Genomic DNA, 15,886 nt, shown 5'->3' on the forward strand with positions numbered 1-15,886 from the left:
TTCGTGTCTCTCTGGGGAGACTAGGCCAGGACAGGGCGTCTATTCGGCAGCTATCGCCCGCCCACTGGGCGGGCTTTCTTTCCAAGGGGCCTGGTAGAGATCCCAGACCGGATTGTTGATGGCAAGATCCACGTCGCGCGCGAAAATGGCAAAGCCGTCATAGCCGTGATAGGGGCCCGAATAGTCCCAGGAGTGCATCTGACGGAACGGGATGCCCATCTTCTGCACCGGGTATTTTTCCTTGATGCCAGAGCCGACGAGGTTGGGGCGAACTCCCTCGATGAACTTCTCCAACTCGTAACCGGTAACGTCGTCATAGATCAGCGTGCCGTTCTTTACGTAGTGGCCCGTGCGCTGATAGTCATCGTTGTGGGCGAACTCGTAGCCGGTGCCGACGATGACCATGCCGAGGTCCTCGTAAGCTGTGATGACGTGGCGGGGGCGCAGGCCACCGACGTAGAGCATGACGGTATTGCCTTCGAGACGCGGCCGGTACTTGGAGATGACGGCGTCAACAAGCGGTCTGTACTTGGCGATCACCCTCTCGGTTTTCTCCTCGATCTCCGGCCCGAAATGCTTGGCTATGTTGCGCAGAGAGGTCTCGATCTGGGACGGTCCGAAGAAATTGTACTCCATCCAGGCGACGCCATACTTTTCTTCCATATGCCGGCAGATGTAGTTCATCGAGCGGTAGCAGTGGATGAGATTGAGCTTGGCCTTTGGCGCGCGCTCAATCTCGGCCAGTGTTGCGTCGCCCGACCAGTTGCCGACCACGCGCAATCCTATCTCCTCAAGCAAGATGCGCGAGGCCCAGGCGTCCCCGCCAATATTATAGTCGCCGATCACGTTGACGTCGTAAGCTCCGGCCTCGAACTCGATGTCCTTCTTGTCGAAGACCCAGTCGCGGATCGAGTCATTGGCGATGTGGTGGCCGAGTGATTGCGAGACGCCGCGGAAACCCTCGCAGCGCACCGGCACGATGGTCTTTTCGTATTCCTTGGCCTTCTTACGAGAAACTGCCTCGGTGTCATCGCCAATGAGACCGATCGGGCATTCGGACTGCACCGTGATGCCGTTGTTCAGCGGAAACAGTCGCTCGATCTCGTCGATGATCTGTTCCAGTTTCTTGTCACCCCCGAAGACAATGTCTTTCTCTTGGAAATCGGAGGTGAACTGCATTGTCCCGAACGTGTCGATGCCCGTTGTGCCGACGTAGTAGTTGCGGCGCTGTGACCAGGAATATTGGCCGCAACCGACGGGGCCGTGCGAGATATGGACCATATCCTTGACTGGGCCCCAGACCACGCCCTTTGAGCCGGCATAGGCGCAGCCGCGGATTGTCATCACCCCGGGGATGGACTTGATGTTCGATTTGACGTCGCACTCGGAAAGGATGTCACTTTCCCCGCCAGCCTCATCCCCGCTCTTTGCGATGCTCAGGTGTTTTTTGCGGCGCTTCGCCGCCTTGTCGGGATATTGCGATAGCACCTCCTCGATAAGCTTCGCATGGAGAGCACCATCATTCTCGTATTCCAGGCTCATGGGACCCCTTTCAAGGTGTCTGATGACGCCTCACCGATGAGGCGCCGTTCTTTGCAAGGCGCCCCAACTCGAGAGGCGACCAATGTCGGTCGTTACTGGGCGGCCGCCTTGGCCGCTTCCTTGGCCTGAAGCTCGGCAAGCATCTGCTCGTCGGTCTTCATGATGCCGAAGTCGAGCAGCATGTCCTCGAGCTCCTCCATGGTGATCGGCGTCGGGATGGTACCCTGGCCAGAATTGGCATGGATCTTCTCGGCCAGCGCGCGGTACTCTCCGGCCTGCTTGGAATCCGGCGCATACTGGATAACTGACATCTTCCTGAGCTCGGCGTGCTGGACGATGTTGTCGCGCGGCACGAAATGGATGAGCTTGGAATTGAGCCTGGAAGCCAGGGCTTCAGCGAGGTCGAGCTCACGGTCGGTTTGACGTTCGTTGCAGATCAGGCCTCCGAGCCGCACGCCGCCCGAATGGGCATATTTCAGGATGCCCTTGGCGATGTTGTTGGCGGCATAGAGCGCCATCATCTCCCCAGACATAACGATGTAGATTTCCTGCGCCTTGCCCTCGCGGATTGGCATCGCGAAGCCGCCGCAAACCACGTCGCCGAGCACGTCATAGGAGACATAGTCGACATCGTCATAGGCGCCGTTCTCTTCGAGGAAGTTGATTGATGTGATGACGCCTCGGCCGGCGCAGCCAACACCCGGCTCCGGGCCGCCGGACTCCACGCATTTGATGCCTCTGTAGCCAATCTTGAGCACGTCCTGCAGCTCGAGATCTTCCACCGAACCTTCCTGTGCCGCCAGATGCAGGACAGTATCCTGAGCCTTCGAGTTCAGGATCAGGCGGGTGGAGTCGGCTTTGGGATCGCAGCCTACGATGAGGATTCTTTGCCCGAGGTCGACCAGGGCGGCGAGCGTGTTTTGAGAGGTGGTGGACTTGCCGATGCCGCCCTTTCCGTAAAAGGCGATCTGACGCAGACCTGACATTATAGATTTCCTTCCTTCGTTCCATCCGTCGCGGCTGGCCGCAATATGAATGCCAATGGGCAGCTTTTGCCGCCTCACACCGAAAGGGTCTCAAGACTCGTGCCAAGTAGACTGGCTTATAACCAACAGGGATTTTTTCGTTTATATCCCGCGAGTTAGCCTGAGCTCCCACAAGTGTTTGCTGCCAAACAAGTGATTGTCGGGACAAGCCCTGTAGCGGACCCGACAAAGCCCGACAAAAGGCGTCAGCTTCGAGACCGGTAGGGAGGAAGCTGGGCCTTCGAGCTAGAGCCGCCTTTTGGCTGCATACAGGCGCGGCAAAGCGACCGGCTGCGTGCCCCGCTGCGGGACATCAGCCGTCCGTGCTCGGTAGCTGGTTGCGCATGGCTGGTTCGAGACTGGCCCGCGAAGTCGGCATGGAACATGACTGATGCGACGCCTGCCGACGATCACATCCTCGTCCGGCTGGGACAAACCGGCACTGATATTGCACGCGGCGCTGTCAAAACATGTCGGGCAGCGATGAACATTCCCTTCGTGCGACGCCGCCGGCAACGGCGTGCTTCTGGCATGAATGCGGGTCAATGCAGCCAACCCATGTTGTAGTTGCACCCAAGCTGGCGAGCTTATTCATGACCGAATCCGCGACAGGCTTCATGGAGACTTTTCTGCACGGCCCAGAAAAGCCGGATCAACGGTCTCGTCCCGCATGGGGCGCGGTCATATCGCTTGCCCTAGGCACCTTCGGGCTGGTAGCGGCAGAGCTTTTGCCTGCCAGCGTGCTGACGCCGCTCGCGCATGATCTGCATGTCACAGAGGGTGCGGCTGGACAGACGATGACAGCGACGGCGATTGCCGCGGCGATCTCTGCGCCGACGGTCGCCTTCATAACAAAGCGCCTGGACCGCAGGATCGTCCTGTGGGCGATGATGCTGCTTCAGATCCTGTCCAACCTTCTGGCTGAGCTCGCGTGGTCGCTACCGGTTTTCCTGGCGGCACGCGTCGTGCTCGGCATTGCGCTTGGAGGCTTCTGGTCGATTTCGGCATCGCTGGCGATGCGGCTCGTTCCAAATCACCTCCTGCCGCGCGCCATGTCAATAATCTTCACTGGCGTTTCGGTCGCCATCGTTTGCACGCCTCCGATCGGCGCCTATGTCGGCGACATCTGGGGATGGCGAGCCACCTTCGCGATCGCCGCAGCCGTCAATGCCGTTACACTGCTGGTGCAACTCGTAACCATTCCGACGTTGCCGCCCGTTGAAATGGCTGGATTCCGCGGTCTGCTGAATGTAATCAAGAAGCCAACCATCAAGGTCGCGTTTTTGGTCGTATTGCTGGTCGCTTCTGGGCACTTCGCCAGCTTCACCTATGTCCGGGCTTACCTCGAGAAGATTCCCGCGCTCCATATCGAGACGATCTCGCTGCTGTTGCTCGTTTCTGGCGTATGCGGCTTCTTCGGCAATTTAGCCGGCGCCTTCCTGGCAAAACACAGCCTCAAGGCAGTCGCGGCGCTGCCGCCCCTGCTCATGGCGATAGCCGCTGTCTCGTTGCTGATGCCTGGAGCATCGGCGTCCGCCTCGGCAATTGCGGTTGCTGTATGGAGCTTTGGCTTCGGTGCGGTGCCGGTGGGGGTACAGACTTGGATGGTGCTGCGCGCCGTTCCCGAGCAGGCTGAAAGCGCCGGTGTGCTGATGACGTCAACCTTCCAAATTGCCATCGCAGCCGGTGCGATTTTCGGCGGATTGCTAGTGAACAATGCCGGCGTCGCCAGTGTGTTTGCCTACAGCGCAGTAGCCACGTTCCTCGCCGCTCTCACAGCGTTCCTATTCGGCCCGAAAGGCGCAACCTACACCTCCTGACGGGAGAGACCTTCAGCTCAGCCCTCGATGCAATCGCACCAGCCGTGCGGCGCGATCCTGCCCGCGACTATCTTGTCGGTTCAGGGCTTCGTCTCGCCTATTGGATAGGCCGCGTGGAGTTCGCTGCTACTGCCTCCGCTTGGGGCCCGACCAGTGCCGGGCGCCTCGCCTCGCCGGCTTCACCGTTCGCGGCTACAGGAAGTGCATCAGCGTTCGCCCGGGCGGAGTTGGTTACGCAGCCGGGGCGAGCGCGGGTTGCGCTTGGATGGCTGAGCAGGTGCCGTTCTTGAGGCGTCGCCTCGCTCTGGTCTCGATGCAAAACCCCGCCATGAAAAACGCCGGGCCGGCCCGTAGTTCGACCGTTGCGCCCGCCACCTTTATCGCGCGCAACAGTCGCTGAGAGACGGTTCCCGACAGCACGCCTGCACGATCCGAAACTCAAGTCGAACCCGCGATGAGCTGCGCGAGTGCCGAAGGTCCAGAAATTCGAGCAGGCTGTGACAGAAAAGCGCGCGCAGAATGCGCGTTGCCCCGCCGGATCCAACTTGCGGAGCGTCAATTCGCTCTCAGCTCGCGCGACTATCTCTCTTCGAGAGCGACTAACCAGTTTCATATCGAAAGACTTCCGCGAAAAGAAGGCAAGCGAATGCCATACGGCACATCGGTGGCCCATCCGCAGGCTCTACCAAGCCAACGACACGGCACGGTCAACCGACAGCGACGGCTTTGCCAAGCACTTGCGCGCATGGCGCCGCCTGATCGCAATGCGAGTTCGCTTTCAGCGCCGGAACGGGCCTATTCGCTGGAGCAACCTCCGTGGAAATCGACAGGGCTCCTTCGGTCCGAAATTAAGGACTTTGCGGAGATGCATCAAACACATCGCGCACAAGCGCCAAGCATACTCGAATTTCGTTTCGTCAAAGCCGCGCGCGGGGCAATGGTTGCAAGGCTTGGCGTTGCGCCACGATGGTACCGAGCAGGCGCGATATTTTAGTTATCAGCTATGTCGGCCCATCGGGCAGGTTCGCTTTCTTTGGCGAGCGTCACTGTCGATCCGAAAGTCGGGGCGACGTGGTGCTCAGCGGACGTCGCGTCGCTCGATCTGCGATCCAACCCATCAGCGCTTCCATCGGTCCTCGCTGGAATAAGCGCAGCCAAAGCACCGCGAAAGCGCTTACAACCACGATGAAGCCAAACAGCGCGGACAGCGAGTGAGGCCTTCCAAGCATATATATTCCCAGAATATGCAGAAGATAGGCCGTCAAAGGCATCGAGCCGACCGCGATTATTGGCGAGACCAGCTTTCGCACGAACGGGAGCGCATCGATGGCAAGCGAGCAAGCCGCCACGACGATCATTGCGCAACCGGCGCTGCCAAAAATCCAGAACGTCGTCTCGCTATGAGGCGAGGCAATCCATAGCCAACTCGTTGTGAGATCGTCCAAGTCCAGCCACCACCAGGGCTGAGGAGTCAGCTCAAGTTCTTGCAAATTGGCCAGCTCTGCGCTTACCCCAGGCATCAAATGCAGCGCGAGCCAGGATCCTCCAAAGCCCAACACGGCCAGCGCGACGCCGGCTACACCAAGGCGCAAATGCATTGCGCGCGTGCGAAGGTCAAAGCGCGCAATGGCCATGCCTGCGATCAGCAAAGGAACCCAGGTCAAGGCGGGATAGGTGCCGCTGACCAGGAGGGTGAACACCTCAGGGTCCGAGCTCCCGGAGCCAAACATTTTGAGAAGGAGGAAACGCACCTGCGGGAGAGCCAATGCTGTCACCGCCGCGAGCAACCCGAGCCGCTGTGCGCTGAGCCGACATAGCGGCAGGACCAACAGGAAGCAGACGCCGTAGTATGCCAGAATGACCGAGACGGGCGCGTGGACATAGGTGAGGATTTCGCCAAGGGCGAGCAGGATAAGGGCGCGAATTGCAACCTTGGCAATGGCCTGTCTACCGGCTAGCGCCGATTTCGGCGGGTTGCGGCCGGCAATCAGGATGAGCGAAAAACCCGTTAATACGGCAAACAGGACGGACGACCGCCCAAAGGGGAAGGCCATCATATGACCGACCAGTCCTTCGCCCCTGCCGGGACCCACATGGACGGCATACATGCCGAAGACAGCCAAGCCGCGAGCAAGGTCGATGCCGACCAACCGAGCTGCAGCCCACCCATCTCGTGACCCGCTCTCGAAGATGCGGTGCGGCAGTGCCATGGTGGATTCCTTCGTTGGTTGTATTCATCGCGGGACCCGCGATAGGAGGGCCCGTCGGCTGCTGCCGTGGTCTCGCCCCGAGGGAGCAAAGCTCGTGCCAATCTGGCGGATCGAGCTACAGCCTGCGGCAAACACAGACTTGGGTCGCCGAGCCTGTTGGCGCGGACCTGACAAATCCGACACACAAGGTGTCGCGCAGCCGACGTTTTCAAGGATGGGCGGCGGCCCGAGAGACCACAGAAGACAGTGGATTATCCGACCAGCACGCCGCGCGGGCCTCAGTAATCGCGGCCAGCTTCAGCCCTCTGGTGAAACCTGTATGCCTAGCCACCGTGACAGATCACCTTCAAGATTCGCCGGAACAGAAAAGAGTCCAAACGATCGAGGTCCAGCGCTTCCTGGACCTGCAGTGCCGGCGCCGGAAGCCGCTTGCCTCGGTGCCACCGGTGCAAGCACACCCGGCCGGATTTGAGGTCATCGGCTCACCGGGGCGGTCCACCTGAGTCGGAATGGGCTAGCCGAGATGCAAGCGCGTCGTGCTCGACAAGAGGGGAATCGCTAATGATCTGACGGGAGGACGCCTGAAAGGGGTCGCACGTTGTCCTGATGTTGCAAGGTGTCAGCGCAACGGCTTCACCGTCGCGATTAGCATGTCCGCCAGCTTCATGGGATCGAACTCGTCCCACTGGCGGAGCCGACGAGCTTGGGAGATAGGGCGTAATCTGCTCTTCATGGCCGTTTGAAGGTCAGGCAGCGTATGATCAGCAAACTTCGGCGCGAGTTGGCGAGATCCGTCAAATCATCGGCAAATGCCGACGTTAGGGCGCAGCCGAGGCTCTCGCTCGAATTGCGGACGTGCCACCGACAAGATGATCGACCGCAATTTGCGTGCCCGGTTGGCGCTCCGTTGGCGTTGCGCCCCTTCCCGCTAACCAGCGGCGGCTTGGCGACCTTTCGGTCGGCCTTGCGACAAATCTCGTTCCGTTTCCGACACAGAGGTTTCGATGGGCGCGCACGGTGAAGCCAATTGGAACGCCAAGCATGTCATGATCGTGGCCGAGCCAAATTCGATCGACATCGACGCGGGATCATGGCGATCGCCGAAGAGCGGCCGCCATGAATTGTTGCCACAGGGGCGTGCGTTCGCGTCAGTCATGCCTCTGCGAACATAGCTAAGCGCACACTGTGCCCCCGCTGCGGTGGTGCCCGCGGCTGCGCCGGGGCATGGGCCTGCGCTGTGTGGTGTTTGCCAGCCGGCGGAAGCGCAAATATCCGCGCTACACACCTGACGGCTACGGCGCGCATCCGGCTTGGCGAAAGACGTCCGAACAGGAAAACTTTGGTGCAGAAGCAGCTTCATTGCAAATGGCACGTCTCTTGCTGCTCGTGCTCAGAGCCCATTGAACACGATGAAAGCCGATACCGAACCATGCTGGCACACGAAGCTCTAAACGATCGAAAGGCGGCGGTGGTTGTCCTCGCTGAGCACTGGCATCGCCCGGTTTGGAGATCCGAACATCTGGAGCCGGGCCGTTTCCCATACACCCGAACGGGGAAAGGATCGGGAGCCGCGTAGGCATTGTCTCGCGCCCGGCAGCACCACAGCGCGGTATGCGCCAGCCTCAGTAAGATTTCAGTGCGCCAGTTTTTTCAAAGGAGCAAGTTGATGACCGGTCAAAAGAAGGTCCCATTCGTCACATTTCTCACGCGTGTTCACGATGATTCAGTCCAGGGGCCAAATCCATACCGCTGGGAAGAAAAAACATCCGACGACTACTTTGCCGGCAAGCGCGTCATCCTGTTCTCCCTGCCTGGCGCTTTCACCCCGACCTGCTCGACCTACCAACTGCCCAATTTCGAAAATCTCTACGAGGATTTCAAGAAAGAAGGAGTTGACGCGATCTACTGCCTCTCGGTCAACGATGCCTTTGTCATGAACGCATGGGGAAAGTCCTTGGGGCTGCAGAAGGTCGAGCTGATCCCGGACGGGTCTGGCGAGTTCACGCGCAAAATGGGCATGCTGGTTGCCAAGGACAATCTGGGGTTCGGTATGCGCTCCTGGCGCTACGCGGCTCTGCTTAATAATGGCGTGGTGGAGCAGTGGTTTGAGGAGGAAGGTTTCTCCGACAACTGCGAGACCGACCCCTATGGCGTCTCATCCCCGCAGAACGTCCTTCAATCATTGAGGGACGCTGCGTGACCTGGTGCACATCGACCATGCGCAACTGCGTTTTGGACGACACTGTGCGCAAAGCGCAAAGCTCTGGAGCGCGCGTCCCGTGAGGTCGTTCAAACGTGACGCGGCTTAGAAGCGTCGACCTGTGAGAGATTTAATTAGCCACGGCCAAGAGCTTCTTTGACAGGAATACCGAACTGACCATGAAATCGTCCTTCAGCCTACTTCAGAAACAGTCTCTTGCGGCATCGCCTCAACTCATCGAGTCGATTCGCCTGTTGCAGCTGACGCATGCCGAACTGCATCAGTTCGTGGACCAGGAGCTCGAGAAAAATCCGCTTCTGGAGCACGCGCCAAACGACGAAGGCCGGTCTGGCGAGGTTGAAGGACCGACCTGGGCAGGGTCCCCGGACCTGCCCAGACAAGGGAAATCCCAGCCCAACACGACGAACACCACGCCGGGCGAGCGTCCTGCCTATGAGGAGTTTGTCGCCTTAGCCGAAACGTTGCACGACCATGTCGCTCGTCAGATCTCCCTCACTGCCTTCACACCGCACGAGCGGCTGATTGCTCATCAGCTTGCCGGGCATCTGGATGACACTGGCTATCTTCGGGTAAGGCCTTCGGACTTGGCTGACACCCTAAACGTCGGGCTGGCCCATGTGGAACGGGTGCTGGGCGTCTTGCAGCACCTCGATCCACCGGGAATTTTCGCACGATCGCTCAGCGAATGTCTCGAGATACAGTTGCGCGAGCGAAACCGGTTCGACCCGGCGATGGCGGTTCTGGTTGCCAACCTTGAGATGCTTGCGCGACGCGATTTTCAGACATTGAAGCAGCGTTGCGGCGTCGATGAAGAAGATCTTCTCGACATGCTGCAGGAAATCCGTGCGCTTGACCCCAAGCCTGGAAACACATTCCAGTCGGGAACGCCGGAATGCGTGATACCGGACGTATGGGTCCTGCGCTCGCCAGGAGGTGGATGGCAGATCGAACTTGATCCGAACACGCTGCCCAAGGTGCTGATCAACCAAAGCTATGTCGCGGAGGTTTCCTGCCGAGCCGCCAAAAAATCGAAAGACATGACATTTCTCAATGAATGCTTGCAAAACGCGAACTGGCTGATCCGCAGCCTCGATCAGCGCGCCAAGACGATCCTTAAGGTTGCCACCGAAATCGTGCGCCAGCAGGATGCCTTTCTGGAATATGGCGTCGCCCACCTACGGCCCCTCAATCTCAGGACGGTCGCTGACGCGATCAACATGCATGAGTCGACTGTAAGCCGGGTGACCTCGAACAAGTACATGGTTACCCCACGCGGGGTGTTCGAACTCAAGTATTTCTTCACTGTCGCGATCGCCTCCTGTGAGGGCGGTGATGCGCACTCCGCTGAAGCTGTCCGCCATCGGATCAAAGCGATGGTCGCCGAAGAATCGCTTGATAACATGCTTTCTGACGATGACATCGCCGACCGGCTCAAGGAATGCGGCATAGATCTCGCTCGCCGCACGGTCACCAAATATCGCGAGGCGATGAACATCCCCTCCTCCATACAGCGGCGCCGGGAAAAGCGCTTGTGGCGGGACGGCGATCAAGGCCTCAAGGCCTCGTGACCAAAAGCGGCCCCTAAATCAAATGTGACGCGTTCTTCACATTCGCCCTCCTCCGGGCCGAAGCAACCGTCGAAATCGCTACATTCCCGGCAATTGGGCGCAGTGCATAGCGAAAACCCTTCGGCCTCACAGAGTTTGCGGTAAAAGTACTTCTTCCATTTCATGTTTCGGGTATTGCCGGCCGCAAGCATCGGAAAATGCGTGGCGAGCAGGCGGTTGAGCTCGGCCCGATTGAGAAGACCAAGATCCTGCCAAAGATGGTCATCGCGCATGGCACGCCGGGCGACGATCTTAGCGAAGCGCACGCTAGCCGGGTCGCTCGGCCGGGCATGCGCCAGCAGAAGGCCGCGCAGAAGTTCTTCCTCCATGCCCGGCTCAGGATCGCTGACGTCTTCCAAGGCTAAGGCTGCCATAGCGGTTGCGGACAAACCCCGGGGCAGGACTTGGCGCAGTTCGGCGAGGGAAAGCCCTGTTGACTCCGTCGCTGTCGCTTCGCCAGCCTCGACCTCCTTGAGCGCACACGAGAGAACGCAGGTAAGGACATGCTCGTCGAACCCCCTCTCCGGCTCGACGGTGGGGCATTGGCCGGCGCCGACACATGCGTCTTTATGGGCGGACATGGTCCCGTTCTCCTGGTTTGTTCTCGTCATGCAGCGGCCCTGCCGCGAGCACATGTGTCTAACTAGGGGACGCGCCGGCGCAGGCTCGACCCCATACAGCCCAATACAGCGGGCCGCGGGTCGACCGCCATGACTACGCCTTGAGCTCGCCTTCGAAGTCACCGCGCTACCGTCGCAAGCGCGAGGACTTCACCCTAGACTCGGTGAAGGGACCGCGCTCGAGCAGACCCCTTCAGCAGCGGCATTACCCCGTGCAAGCAAAGCCTCGGCAGGTGAGATATTCGGGGCAGCCCGTCAGGAGCCGTCCAGGGTGACGAAAGCGCTAGTCATCAGAGGCATCTAGAGCGTCCGGTCATGAGCGGCCGGTGGACGTTCGTTTATGCCATCTGAACGGCCAAGAAGCCGCAAGAAGTACAACCCGTTGCGAACTCAACCCGCGCATGACCCAGCGCGTTGTTGATGGCGGGAATGGTCTGGTCGAACCACAATTCGGTCTGTTAGCATTGTCCCTGGTCGAAATCTTCCAACTGGCTCTGTAACACGATCTGACCCGGTTCAGGATCGATGAGCGGCTCTGCCAAGCTTCAGCAAATCGATGCACACCGGCGTCCCTGGTGCGCTCGTGGTGGCAGAGCAGAGCGCTGTCACAGTCACGCCGTCGCGGGGTCCCTGCCGGCCGCATCTTTACTTTGCAGGGTGTCGCTGTGGCGTTGCAAAGTATTCATAGTCCGTCGTCCCACTGATGCGGTTCCGAAGCTGTGAAGGCATTGTCGTGAGAAGCAGTGCGAGGCTTCCCGAGCGCATAGACCGGATCGTCCGGATACGGTGTTCCGATCGGCTGTCGCGTGCCGAAGCGTTCTGCCTCCAGCACCAAGGATGGGATCTGCTCCTCCAGCCAGTCATAGACAACGGTCCGTTCGGCAATCCGCCACTCCCCTTCCCGCTTTTGAAACAGATCGCAGTAGCGCCCGCATAGAAACGTCTGACGCACTTCTCCGTCTTTGTCCGGTCCTCGTTGCAGCGCGGTGAAATAGCTCTCGACCGTGGCCTCAGCCGGGTTGATGAATTCGATCAGGATGTTCGTGATCTGATGGATGTTGCGCGGTCCGGTCTTGAAGACATCAAGCGCAAACCGAATGAAGCCCTCGGCCGGGCCGCGATAGGGCCCGTGGCTGTCATGTGCGTCGGGCCAGTACGCACTGCGCAGCGCCGCCTCGTCGGCGCGGTCTATCCCGCGGCAAAACCGATAAAGGCAGTCGCGGATCGCCTCACGGTTGAGCAGTTCGGCAATTTTTGCTTGGTCCATCGGCTCTGGCGCAAATTCCGTGGTTCTGACGTGTTCCGGAACCCCTGTCTTCGGTTTGGGGGTGGTCTCCGAAGCAATTCGCGCAGCAGGCGGATCGTCGATTTCCAGCGCTAGTTCGGGGCAGGATCGCACCCCATTTGCCGCAAGCAGTTGCTCCCCATCCGCAACCTCAATGTCACCAGGCAGGATGTAGCCCGCCTCATCCAGCTTGAAGACTGCCGGCGCTCGCGCCGAGCATCGCGCATGCCCCTGGCATCTGGCTTTGTGGACGATAATGCGCAAGGCGACCTCCCAACGTCTGTGCCCGGCTCAGGCGGGGCTAGGTTTAGGCCCAGTCCAGGATCAGATTTTCGATCCCGAACACATGGCCGCCATGGGTGATGGGTGCTGTTCCCTCCTTGATACGAAAGGGCGGCAGGCGCGCCAGCCATTCCTCCAGGCCAATGACAATTTCCCGCCGGGCGAGATGTGAGCCAAGGCAACGGTGGGGACCATAGCCAAAGGCGGCGTGGCGGTTGCCCTCTCGCGTCAGATCGACCGTGTTGGGGGCCTCGAATTCCGCGGGGTCACGATTTGCAATCATCGTGGCGCAGGAAACATAGTCGCCCTTGCGGATCGGCGCGCCTTCGAAGTCGATATCTTTCCGTGCCACGCGGATCAGATGGACGCTCGGATAGGCGCGCAGCAGTTCTTCGGCTGCGCGCACGATCCGGTCCGGTTCTTTTCGGAGCAATTCCTGATCTTCCAGGTTTCGCGCGAGATAGGCCAAGTCAAAGCCGATTGCTGTAGCGACCGTGTCGAGCCCCGCCACCAAAATGAGCACGCCAATGCCACGGACCTCCTCGTCTGTCAGCCCGCGGCCCTCGACCTGTGCCTGCACAATGAAGCTCATGAAATCGTCGACGGGCTTTTTACGGCGCATCGCCGCTAGTTCGTCAATGAACGCCACAATTGTCCGAGCCGCCGCCGTCCGTCTCACATCATCGCCGTGGAGCAGATCTTTCGCCCAGGCGACAAATGTATCGAGACGGTGATCCGGCAGTCCGAGAAAGCGAAGGAAGATGCTGACCGCGAAAGGATAGGCGAAATCCTTCATGGCATCGCAGCTTGTGCCCGACGAGGCGATCCTGTTGATAAGCGTTATCGCTCGCTCGCGGATGGTCGGTTCCAATTCCGTTACACGCTTCGGCGAAAACAGCGGATTGAGCAGAGAGCGAAAGACCTTATGGGAAGGTGGATCGAGTTCGAGCGGGATCGTCGGCCAGTCTTCGCCCAGTGCCGATGCGAAGATGTTGCGATGACTGGAAAAGTTTTCGGTCTCCTGCAGCACCCGGCGCTGATCTGCGGCGCGAGTGATGACCCAAGCACCCTGCCCGGTATGCGTGTTCCAGGGCGAATAAAAGATTGGCGGTCCGGCATGCACGCAAGCGACTGCTGCGTGCGGGTCGCCGTTGGGCGTCGGTGACATACCTGGCGAAGTAAAAAGGCTGAAGTCGCCCACCATTTCCGGCGGGACATGATCTGGAACCGGGTTGGTCGCCATTTGGTTCTCCAGCGTTCAGGCGTTTACGCGCTCGACTGAGATCGCAAGGCTATTCGTCACCGCTGAGCTCCGCGCGCACTGCCGACATCGCCTCCGATGACAACGTCGAGCAAATTGCGTGCCGAATAAGCGCACCATTGGCGCTGCTCATATCTGTGTTGTAGCGGCCCTACTGAGGCTAACCTTGGTACGAATTTCGACATTCATGACTGTTCCAGACACGACAAGGTTTGCGGAAAGAATGCTAACGAGGAGCCGACTGAAGAGGCTAAGTATCGAACGAGGTCACCTGCGAGAGAGGGTGTAGCTCGGCGGTAGCGATGCCGCTCGCGAGCGCGCCCTCCACAAGCGCTGTAGATGCTATGGGCGGCGGCGAGCGTGTGGCACCCTCGACGCTGTTGAGCAGCTACCTAAGGAGCGCCCCATGTCACCATCCTTTGATGCAAGCAAATCCCTTACCGCCCTTGATCAGGACAGCACGTTGGTCGCAGTGATTGAGATGAGCCAGACAAAGTGGCTCATTGCTGCGACGGTCCCTGGCTTTGAACGTAACCCTCTCAAGAAGCTCGATGCCGACCCGGATTCGGTGTTCAGGCTGTTGCGCCGCTGGCGCAGCGAAGCCATCCAAGCCGGGCGTGAAGTCCGGCGCATCGTTGTCGCCTATGAGGCTGGACGCGACGGCTTTTGGTTGGCGCGCTGGCTCCAGGCGCGCGCTGTCGAAGCTTATGTCATACATCCATCGAGCGTCGCGGTTTCCCGTGAACATCGGCGTGCCAAGACCGATCGCCTCGATACCGAACTGCTGATGCGCGCCTTTCTTGGCTGGCTGCGGGGCGAGAAGCGCCACTGCAGCATGGCAGCCATCCCAACCATCAATGAGGAGGAGGCTCGCCGTCCGAACCGTGAACGAGACAATCTCGTCCGCGAACGTACACGGATCGTCAACCGCATAAAGGCAATCCTCGCTCGCTTCGGCATTCGCGCCTTCAAACCCAATCTGCGCAAAGCTGCCGAGAAACTGGAGGCTCTGCATACGGCGGAAGGTATGCCCCTACCGGAACGAAGCCGAGCCGAGTTGCGCCGTAATCTCGGACGGCTTCACCTGTTGCGTGAACAAATCCACGAGATCGAACAGGAGCGGTTGCGGCAGCTCTCGGTGGTTCCGGACACGGAGAAGGGTCCGCTCGCGATGGTTCGCCTTCTTGCGCGGATCATCGGTGTCGGTATCGAGACTGCGGACATGCTGGTGAATGAGATTCTCTCACGCGGCCTGCGTGATCGGAGAGCCGTCGCCCGCTATGCCGGACTTACCGGGGCGCCGGATGAGAGCGGCCAACGCAGGCGCGAGAAAGGTCTTGCGCGGGCCGGCAACGCTCGCGTCCGCTACGGCATGATCCTACTGGCTTGGCGGTTCCTCCAATTCCAAAAGGACAGCGCGCTGGCGCACTGGTTTTGCGCGAGAACGGCCGATGGCCGTGGCGGTACGCGCAAGACAATGATCGTGGCTTTGGCGCGCAAGCTACTGATTGCCTTCTGGCGACTTGTCACGACCGGCGAGATCCCGACGGGAGTAGCCCTGCGTCCGGTATAAAGCATGGAGGAGGGGGTTCGACAGGACGAGCATTGAAGTTTGGCAGCTGCAATAGCGTCTGCCGATAACGATCCGAGGTGGTGGTGATCCCGGCCGCTCACATGGCTTACGACGCCGCGCTGTAGAATGGGCCCACCGCCCGGAGCTTCGCCGCCGATGCGTATGGCTGCATCATGGTTTTTGATCCGCGAGGATCTACCGCATACAAGCTTGCGGCGCGTTTACGGCGCCTGATGGCGAGCTCCCCTCGGTTTGCAAGTTATAGACCTCTACGAACAGTTACCTGCCGGCTCAATGTAACGCTGCCGCCGTGCTCGTGACCATCAAGGGCAAGTCGCTTCGCGATGGCCAAAGGCCCACCCTTGACCGTCACTGCGCGCGGCGCCCCCAATGAACCCCGGAGCCAAAGCAGGAACAAATGGGGCGCCACAGCTGAACAA

General features: G+C 59.8%; 10 protein-coding genes and 1 pseudogene. 4 read left to right on the forward strand and 7 right to left on the reverse strand.

The window, feature by feature from the left end:
- Nucleotides 1–39: 39 nt before the first annotated feature.
- The gene (gene nifD, locus AC0L25_RS21315; RefSeq protein ID WP_473597325.1) at nt 40–1,542 is read right to left on the reverse strand and encodes a nitrogenase molybdenum-iron protein alpha chain; all 1,503 of its coding nucleotides are present in this window, start codon (nt 1,540–1,542) and stop codon (nt 40–42) included.
- Between the two features lie 92 nt (nt 1,543–1,634).
- Nucleotides 1,635–2,528 (reverse strand): nitrogenase iron protein, encoded by an 894-nt coding sequence (nifH, locus tag AC0L25_RS21320; RefSeq protein ID WP_065010720.1) that lies wholly within the window; start codon nt 2,526–2,528, stop codon nt 1,635–1,637.
- Between the two features lie 632 nt (nt 2,529–3,160).
- Here nifH and AC0L25_RS21325 point away from each other — a divergent pair.
- The gene (locus AC0L25_RS21325; RefSeq protein ID WP_473597326.1) at nt 3,161–4,387 is read left to right on the forward strand and encodes an MFS transporter; all 1,227 of its coding nucleotides are present in this window, start codon (nt 3,161–3,163) and stop codon (nt 4,385–4,387) included.
- Between the two features lie 1,043 nt (nt 4,388–5,430).
- Here the strand turns inward: AC0L25_RS21325 and AC0L25_RS21330 are convergent.
- A complete protein-coding gene (locus tag AC0L25_RS21330; RefSeq protein ID WP_473597327.1) occupies nt 5,431–6,597 on the reverse strand; it encodes a DUF418 domain-containing protein in 1,167 nt (388 codons plus the stop codon).
- 1,666 nt (nt 6,598–8,263) lie between these two features.
- Here AC0L25_RS21330 and AC0L25_RS21335 point away from each other — a divergent pair.
- Together AC0L25_RS21335 and rpoN are read left to right on the forward strand one after the other, a co-directional pair.
- Nucleotides 8,264–8,797, forward strand: a complete 534-nt coding sequence (locus AC0L25_RS21335) for a redoxin family protein (protein ID WP_473597328.1) — start codon at nt 8,264–8,266, stop codon at nt 8,795–8,797.
- Between the two features lie 179 nt (nt 8,798–8,976).
- Nucleotides 8,977–10,386 (forward strand): RNA polymerase factor sigma-54, encoded by a 1,410-nt coding sequence (rpoN, locus tag AC0L25_RS21340; protein ID WP_473597329.1) that lies wholly within the window; start codon nt 8,977–8,979, stop codon nt 10,384–10,386.
- Here the strand turns inward: rpoN and AC0L25_RS21345 are convergent.
- The 4 genes and pseudogenes from AC0L25_RS21345 to AC0L25_RS21360 all read right to left on the reverse strand — a co-directional run bounded on the left by AC0L25_RS21345 (nt 10,365) and on the right by AC0L25_RS21360 (nt 13,855).
- Nucleotides 10,365–11,006, reverse strand: a complete 642-nt coding sequence (locus AC0L25_RS21345; protein ID WP_473597330.1) for a nitrogen fixation protein NifQ — start codon at nt 11,004–11,006, stop codon at nt 10,365–10,367. The genes rpoN and AC0L25_RS21345 overlap by 22 nt on opposite strands.
- A gap of 721 nt (nt 11,007–11,727) precedes the next feature.
- The gene (locus AC0L25_RS21350; protein WP_473597350.1) at nt 11,728–12,312 is read right to left on the reverse strand and encodes a nuclear transport factor 2 family protein; all 585 of its coding nucleotides are present in this window, start codon (nt 12,310–12,312) and stop codon (nt 11,728–11,730) included.
- A 159-nt stretch (nt 12,313–12,471) separates the two neighbouring features.
- Nucleotides 12,472–12,594: pseudogene (locus AC0L25_RS21355) on the reverse strand (ferredoxin); the annotation flags it as partial.
- A 43-nt stretch (nt 12,595–12,637) separates the two neighbouring features.
- Entirely contained in the window at nt 12,638–13,855 is a 1,218-nt protein-coding gene (locus tag AC0L25_RS21360) for a cytochrome P450 (RefSeq protein WP_473597331.1), read from the reverse strand.
- A gap of 424 nt (nt 13,856–14,279) precedes the next feature.
- Here AC0L25_RS21360 and AC0L25_RS21365 point away from each other — a divergent pair, with 424 nt between their 5' ends.
- Complete coding sequence (locus AC0L25_RS21365; RefSeq protein WP_127257056.1) at nt 14,280–15,446, forward strand: IS110 family RNA-guided transposase; 1,167 nt, start codon at nt 14,280–14,282, stop codon at nt 15,444–15,446.
- The last annotated feature ends 440 nt before the right edge of the window (nt 15,447–15,886 follow it).

The organism is Mesorhizobium sp. WSM4813 (assembly GCF_055811555.1).